The sequence below is a fragment of the Nocardia sp. NPDC003726 genome (genome assembly GCF_053586955.1).
Genome location: NZ_JBSFNF010000022.1, coordinates 40,573 through 47,002 on the forward strand (window position 1 = coordinate 40,573; position 6,430 = coordinate 47,002).

The window sequence follows — 6,430 nt, forward strand, 5'->3', positions numbered from 1 at the left end:
ACGAGGGCCCCGTTCATGCCGGAATCGGACAGAGCATGAACGGTCAGGCCCGGAGGCGGCAGCGCAGCGTGACCACGCAGGGCCCCGTTCATGCCGGAATCGGACAGAGCATGAACGGTCAGGCCCGGAGGCGGCAGCGCAGCGTGACCACGCAGGGCCCCGTTCATGCCGGAGAGGACACAGCATGAACGGAATTCGAGCCAAGATCCTGCTCGCCCTGCTCGGCGTGGTGGTCGCCGCGGCCGCGGTGGTCGGGGGCGTCAACGGTTACCGGTACTGGGACCGTGCGCAGAGCGAGCAGGCGCGCAAGGACGCGGTCGCGACGGCGGGACGCACCGTCGAGGCCATGTTCACCTACACCCCGCAGACCGTGGACACCGAACTGCCCAAGTCGGCCGACAACCTCACCGGCGACTTCCGCGCCGACTACTTGACGCTGATCGAGAAGCAGATCGCGCCCGGCGCCAAGGAGAAGCAACTCACCGTCACCGCGACCACCCAGGCGGCCGGTGTCATCTCCGCCGACCGCTCCCACGCGCAAGTCCTGCTGTTCCTCAACCAGGTGATGACGAGCAAGGACACCCCGCAGGGCACCACGACCGGCAGCCGGGTCCGGGTCTCGCTGACGAAGTCCGATTCGCACTGGTTGGTGTCGGCGGTGACTCCGGTCTGACGCCGCTGCGGCCCCGCTAGGACGACGCCGGTGTGCGCGGTAGCCGCACCGTGAACGTCGTCCCGGCCTCGGGCGAACTCCGCACGCCGACCTCGCCGCCGTGCGCCGTCACCAGCGCCTGCACGATGGACAAGCCGAGCCCGGTGCCGCCGCTGCTGCGGGCGCGGGAGGTGTCGGCGCGGTAGAAGCGCTCGAAGACGCGTTCGGCGTCCTCCGCCGCCAGGCCGGGACCGGTGTCCGCCACCTCGAGCAGCACGTCGTCGGGGCCTGGAGTGAGCAGTACCGTCACCTTCGCGTCGGGCGCGGTGTGCGTGAGGGCGTTGTTCAGCAGATTGCCAAGGACTTGGCGCAGCCGTGCCTCGTCGCCGATCACCTCGAGCGTCCCCTCACCGGGCTCGATCTTCAGCTCGATGGTGCGGACGGGCCCCTCGCAGTGTCCGGCGGCGACCACGGCGCGCGCGTTGTGCACCCCGTCGCTGGCGACGGCGAGCAGGTCCACCGGGCCGAGTTCCAGCGGGCGCTGGGCATCCAGCCGCGCGAGCATCAGCAGGTCTTCCACGAGCACGCCCATCCGCTGGGCTTCGCGCTCGATCCGGTCCATGAACGCGGCGGGGTCGTCGGTGGCTCCCTGGCGATACAGCTCGGCGAAGCCGCGGATCGTGGTCAGCGGCGTGCGCAACTCGTGACTGGCGTCGGCGATGAAGCGGCGCATCCGCTCCTCGGAGCGGCGCGCCGCCTCCTCGGAGGCGGCGGTCGCGGTGAACGCGCGCTGGATCTGCGCCAGCATCCCGTTCAGCGATCTGGACAGCCGGTCGACCTCGGTGTTGGTGTCGCGCACCGGCACCCGGCGGTGCAGGTCGCCGCGGGCGATGGCCGCGGCGGTGCTCTCCACCCGGCGCAGCGGCCGCAGACTGCGCCGCACCACGAAGTACGCGAGCACCGCCAGCACGGCCAGGACCACCGCCCCGACGATCAGCTCCAGCACCACGAGCCGGTGCACCGTGTCGGTGTTCTGCGTGAGCGGCAGCGCCACCGTCGTCGTGCCCTCCGGTGTGCGCAGCGTCAGCACCCGCCACCGGATGGCGCCGCCGTTCGCGGAGTCGACGGTGTACGGGCCGGAGGGCGGGGTGTCGGGCAGGCTCGGCTCGGCGTCGACAGCGAACGCCGGGATGAGGAACAAGCGCCCGTCGGCGCGGATCGAGCGCACCCAGAACTGACTCGGAGCGTGGCGCGGATCGGGCGGCAAGACCGGGGGCGGCGGCCCGCGCCGGGACCATTCCATCGCGCCACCGCGCAACTGCTGGTCGGTGCGGTCGGTCAGCTGCTGCTCCAGCGCCGAGGTGACCACAAGGCCGGAGACGAGCAGCCCGAGCCCCGCCGTGAGCACCAGCAGGACCATCAGCGTCACCCGCAGCGGAACGGCGGACAGCCAGGCGGAGACCTTCGCCCGCACTGCGCCGCTGCGGCCCGGACTCATGAACCGCTCTTGCGGTAGGGCGCGCGCATCACGTAGCCGACGCCGCGCAGCGTGTGGATCAGCCGGGTATCGCCGGTGTCGACCTTCTTGCGCAGGTAGGAGACGTAGGTTTCCACGACGCCGACCTCGCCGCCGAAGTCGTAGCGCCAGACGTGGTCGAGGATGCGCGGCTTGCTCAGCACGGTGCCCGCGTTGACCATGAAGTAGCGCAGCAGCGTGAACTCGGTGGGCGAGAGCGCGACCGGCTCGCCCGCCTTCCACACCTCGTGGGTGTCGTCGTCGAGTTCGATGTCCTCGAAACGGAGGCGCGAACTCTCCCGCTGCGGAGCGGCGTGCCCCGCGCGGCGCAGGATCACCCGCAGCCGGGCGACGACTTCCTCCAGGCTGAACGGCTTGGTGACGTAGTCGTCGGCCCCCAGGGTGAGACCGGTGATCTTGTCCTGTACGTCGTCGCGCGCGGTCAGGAACAGCACGGGCGCGTCGATCCCGTCGGCACGCAACCGGCGCAGCAGACCGAAGCCGTCCATGCCCGGCATCATCACGTCCACGATCAGCGCCTGCGGACGGAAGGTGCGCGCTTTGTCCAGCGCCTGCGCGCCATCGGACGCCGTGTCGACCTCGAAGCCCTGGTAGCGCAGACTCACCGCGAGCAGTTCGACGATCATCGGCTCGTCATCGACCACCAGAACCCTGGCCTCGGGGGTCTGCACGGGGGCGCCACTCATGGCTACATCGTCCGCTCTCGGGCTGCGATGTCGCTGGGCCGAAGCTGGGAGCTTCCTGTGAACGCCGGAATTCAGCGCGGCTCGCGGTCCTCCGGGTAGACGTCGTCGTCGGTCAGCAGCGCGCTGCCCGCGACCTGGTCCTGCGCCAGCGCGTCGAGGAAGGCCCGCGCCCAGCGATCCACGTCGTGGGCCAGCACCTGTCTGCGCAGCGAGCGCATCCGCCTGCGTTTGACGTCGCGCTCGTCCTCCAGCGCCGCGACGATGGCGTCCTTCACGTCGTCGAGGTCGTGCGGGTTGCACAGGTAGGCCTGCCGCAGCTCGGCCGCCGCGCCCGTGAACTCGCTCAGCACCAGGGCGCCGTTGAGCCCGCTGTGACACGCGACGTATTCCTTGGCGACCAGGTTCATGCCGTCGCGCAGCGGCGTCACCAGCATCACGTCGGCGGCGACGAAGAACGCGACCAGCTCGTCGCGCGGGATCGGGCGGTGCAGGTAGTGCACCACCGGGTAGCCCACCCTGGCGAACTCGCCGTTGATCCGGCCGACCTGGCGTTCGATGTCGCCGCGCATCTGGATATAGCTCTCGACCCGCTCCCGGCTGGGGGTGGCGAGCTGGATCATGACCGTGTCCGCGGGGTCGATCCGGCCCTCGACCAGCAGTTCTTCGAGGGCGTTGAGGCGGATGTCGATGCCCTTGGTGTAGTCGAGCCGGTCCACGCCGAGCAGGATGTTCTTCGGGTTGCCCAGCTCGGCGCGGATCTTCGCGGCGCGCTCGCGCACCGACCTGCGCCTGGAGTGCTCGTCCAGTTCGGCGGAGGCGATGGAGATGGGGAACGCGCCGACCCGCACCGTGCGGAAGCCGACCTGGACGACGCCGAGCTTGGAGCGCACACCGACCGAACCGCGCGAGGTCGGCTGGCCGGCCAGCCTGCGCGCCAGGTAGAGGAAGTTCTGCGCGCCGCCGGGCAGGTGGAAGCCGATGAGGTCGGCGCCGAGCAGGCCCTCCACGATCTCCGTTCGCCACGGCATCTGCATGAACAGCTCGACCGGCGGGAACGGGATGTGCAGGAAGAACCCGATGGTGAGATCCGGGCGCAGCATGCGCAGCATCTTGGGCACCAGCTGCAGCTGATAGTCCTGCACCCACACCGTCGCGCCCTCGGCGGCGACCTTGGCGGTGGCCTCGGCGAAGCGCCGGTTCACGGTGACGTAGGCGCTCCACCACCTGCGGTCGTAGACCGGCCGCACGATGACGTCGTGATAGAGCGGCCACAGGGTGCCGTTGGAGAAGCCTTCGTAGTAGTCGGCCACCTCGTCCGCGGACAACGGGACCGGATGCAGTTCGAGGCCGTCCTCGATGATCGGGTCCACATCGACGTTCGGGACGCCCGCCCAGCCGACCCACGCCCCCTTGTTGTTGCGCAAGACCGATTCCAGCGCGGTCACCAGACCGCCCGGACTGCGTTTCCACCGGGTGCTGCCGTCGGGCAGGCGTTCGAGGTCGACGGGGAGCCGGTTGGCGACGACGACGAAACCGGAGCCCGCGCCGGAGCCGGTGGTTTCCGCCGCGGCGTCAGCAGTCGAGGTGCCTGCGGCGTGCTCGGAATCGTCGGACGGATTCATCTGGTCCACTCACCGCATCCTTTGCGCGTTGCTGTATCCCGCTGGAGTTGTGTGGTCGACGTCGCCGTTGGCGTCGAGAACGAGGTTATTCGCCCCGAGCGTTCGGTCCAATACCCAGCATGGACAACAACATCCGGCATTCGTCCGCGTCTTCGGCGTAGGCCGCGACCACCCGCTGCGCCTGACGCGCGGTTTCGTCGGCGAGCGGTTCCAGATCGTCGTCCGCAATGTCGTTGGCGCTGCCCTTCACGGCCATCGTCAAGTCCTCCCGGCTCAGTGCGCACTTACCCTGCGAAAAATCAATGGTATGCGACGCTGGGAGGTGCGCTTGCCGCGGCGTTGGCGCGAGCGCGCCACGACCCCCGGTCCGCGCACCTTCCGCGCTGGTCCCTATACCGTGGGGAGCGCAGCACCAACTCCACGAAAGGGTCGATATGCCGCTGGCCACGGTGAACGGGATTTCCCTCAACTATCAGGTGAAGGGTGACCGCGCCAAGGGATCGGCGCCGCTGGTGGTCATGATCATGGGCACCGGCAGTCCCGGCCGGGTGTGGGAGCTGCACCAGGTGCCCGCGCTGGTCGCGGCAGGCTACCGGGTGTGCACCTTCGACAACCGCGGGATCGCGCCGTCGTTCGAGGCCGCGTCCGGCATGACCATCGACGACCTGGTCGCCGACACCGCCGCGCTGATCGAGTTCCTGGACGAGGGCCCGGCGCTGGTGGTGGGCACCTCGATGGGGGCGCGCGTGGCGCAGGAGCTGGCGCTGGCCCGCCCCGACCTGGTCCGCAAGGCCGTGTTCATGGCCGGGCACGGGCGGCTGGACCAGTTCCAGAAGACGCTGTCGCTCGGTGAACACGAACTCGACGCGAGCGGGGTGAAACTGCCGCCGAAATACGAGGCGGCGATCACCGCGGTCATGAATCTCTCGCCGGCGACCATGGCCGAGCCGAACGCCGCGCGCGACTGGCTCGACCTGTTCGAGTTCACCGGAGGGCCGGTCTCGCCGGGCATTCGCGCCCAGCGCAGGATGGATCACGATTTCGACCGGGTGCAGGCCTACCGGGCGATCCGGGTGCCATGTCTTTCGGTCGGATTCGCCGACGACCGGATGATTCCGCCGTATCTGTCCAGGGAGATCGCCGAGGTCATTCCGGGTGCGCGGTACCAGGAGGTACCGGATGCCGGGCATTTCGGATATTTGGAGCGGCCGGAAGCGGTGAACAAGATTCTCCTGGACTTCTTCGCGGCCTGATCGCGAGTCGGCCGAGGTCCCAGCATAGGTAACCGCCCAGGCGTAACGTCTTGCTTGCTAGTGTCGAAACAACGCTCGGGGTCTCTCGGCGCCAGGGGTTGGCAGCAACCCGGCACCGTGCGAACCAGGAGCGATCCCGTACATAGCGCCAGTATCCAGTGAGGTGAAATTGAGCACCAACCCCTTCGATGATGAAGACGGCCGCTTCTTCGTCCTGGTCAACGACGAGGAACAGCATTCCCTGTGGCCCGCCTTCGCAGAGGTTCCGGCCGGATGGCGAGTCGTGTTCGGTGAGGACAGCCGCGCCGCCTGCGTCGAGTACGTGGAGAAGAACTGGACCGACATGCGTCCGAAGAGCCTGCGCGACGCCATGGCCGCGGACGACGCGGCTCGGCAGGGCTCGGTCTGATCGGCAGCGCTCGATCTGCCGCGCTCCGGCGCGGCGTGTTCGCGGCCCCCTGATGGCTCACGTCCGAGTGGCCGCCGCTCGCGACTTCGTCGCGGACGCGGCGGTCACTCGGCTGTGAGCCGAAAGCGGTTGTCGGGCCGGTGGGCCGCGTTCGGTGCCGAACGCGAATCCGTTGTGATGCGGACGGCGTGCCGGGCTATGATGACAACCGCTTTCCCGCCTCCTTAGCTCAGTGGTAGAGCACTCGCCTTGTAAGCGAGCGGTCGTCAGT

Annotated in this window: 7 protein-coding genes and 1 tRNA gene (1 of these 8 cut by a window edge); 4 read left to right on the plus strand and 4 right to left on the minus strand. The window is 69.1% G+C overall.

All coding sequences use genetic code 11. From position 1 onward, the window contains the following. The first annotated feature begins 184 nt into the window (after positions 1–184). The gene (locus ACWDMM_RS25420; RefSeq protein WP_195078136.1) at positions 185–673 is read left to right on the plus strand and encodes a h domain protein; all 489 of its coding nucleotides are present in this window, start codon (positions 185–187) and stop codon (positions 671–673) included. Positions 674–689: 16 nt separating this feature from the next. Here ACWDMM_RS25420 and ACWDMM_RS25425 read toward each other — a convergent pair whose 3' ends face one another. From ACWDMM_RS25425 to ACWDMM_RS25440, 4 genes are all read right to left on the minus strand, one after another. Beyond that, positions 690–2,150: a sensor histidine kinase gene (locus tag ACWDMM_RS25425; protein ID WP_357110192.1), complete on the minus strand. Its 1,461-nt coding sequence runs from the start codon at positions 2,148–2,150 to the stop codon at positions 690–692. After that, on the minus strand, positions 2,147–2,875 hold the full coding sequence (locus ACWDMM_RS25430) for a response regulator transcription factor (RefSeq protein WP_449939884.1): 729 nt from the start codon (positions 2,873–2,875) through the stop codon (positions 2,147–2,149). Before ACWDMM_RS25430 ends, ACWDMM_RS25425 begins: the two co-directional genes overlap by 4 nt. Before the next feature lie 71 nt (positions 2,876–2,946). Further along, positions 2,947–4,497, minus strand: coding sequence for an alpha,alpha-trehalose-phosphate synthase (UDP-forming) (locus ACWDMM_RS25435; protein WP_195078414.1), 1,551 nt, complete (start codon positions 4,495–4,497; stop codon positions 2,947–2,949). A gap of 85 nt (positions 4,498–4,582) precedes the next feature. Further along, positions 4,583–4,753, minus strand: coding sequence for a hypothetical protein (locus ACWDMM_RS25440; protein WP_168434172.1), 171 nt, complete (start codon positions 4,751–4,753; stop codon positions 4,583–4,585). A 178-nt stretch (positions 4,754–4,931) separates the two neighbouring features. On the opposite strand from ACWDMM_RS25440, the gene ACWDMM_RS25445 reads away from it, so the two are divergent. From ACWDMM_RS25445 to ACWDMM_RS25455, 3 genes are all read left to right on the plus strand, one after another. Next, positions 4,932–5,750 (plus strand): alpha/beta fold hydrolase, encoded by an 819-nt coding sequence (locus tag ACWDMM_RS25445; protein WP_067795070.1) that lies wholly within the window; start codon positions 4,932–4,934, stop codon positions 5,748–5,750. 169 nt (positions 5,751–5,919) lie between these two features. After that, on the plus strand, positions 5,920–6,159 hold the full coding sequence (locus ACWDMM_RS25450) for an MbtH family protein (RefSeq protein ID WP_067795192.1): 240 nt from the start codon (positions 5,920–5,922) through the stop codon (positions 6,157–6,159). Positions 6,160–6,377: 218 nt separating this feature from the next. Next, positions 6,378–6,430 (plus strand) — tRNA-Thr (locus ACWDMM_RS25455) (it continues 122 nt past the right edge of the window).

Excerpts from the sequence above, each read along its gene's own strand:
- ACWDMM_RS25420 (WP_195078136.1), top strand. The coding sequence starts at position 185 with ATGAACGGAATTCGAGCCAAGATCCTGCTCGCCCTGCTCGGCGTGGTG.
- ACWDMM_RS25425 (WP_357110192.1), bottom strand. The coding sequence starts at position 2,150 with ATGAGTCCGGGCCGCAGCGGCGCAGTGCGGGCGAAGGTCTCCGCCTGG.
- ACWDMM_RS25430 (WP_449939884.1), bottom strand. The coding sequence starts at position 2,875 with ATGAGTGGCGCCCCCGTGCAGACCCCCGAGGCCAGGGTTCTGGTGGTC.
- ACWDMM_RS25435 (WP_195078414.1), bottom strand. The coding sequence starts at position 4,497 with ATGAATCCGTCCGACGATTCCGAGCACGCCGCAGGCACCTCGACTGCT.
- ACWDMM_RS25440 (WP_168434172.1), bottom strand. The coding sequence starts at position 4,753 with ATGGCCGTGAAGGGCAGCGCCAACGACATTGCGGACGACGATCTGGAA.
- ACWDMM_RS25445 (WP_067795070.1), top strand. The coding sequence starts at position 4,932 with ATGCCGCTGGCCACGGTGAACGGGATTTCCCTCAACTATCAGGTGAAG.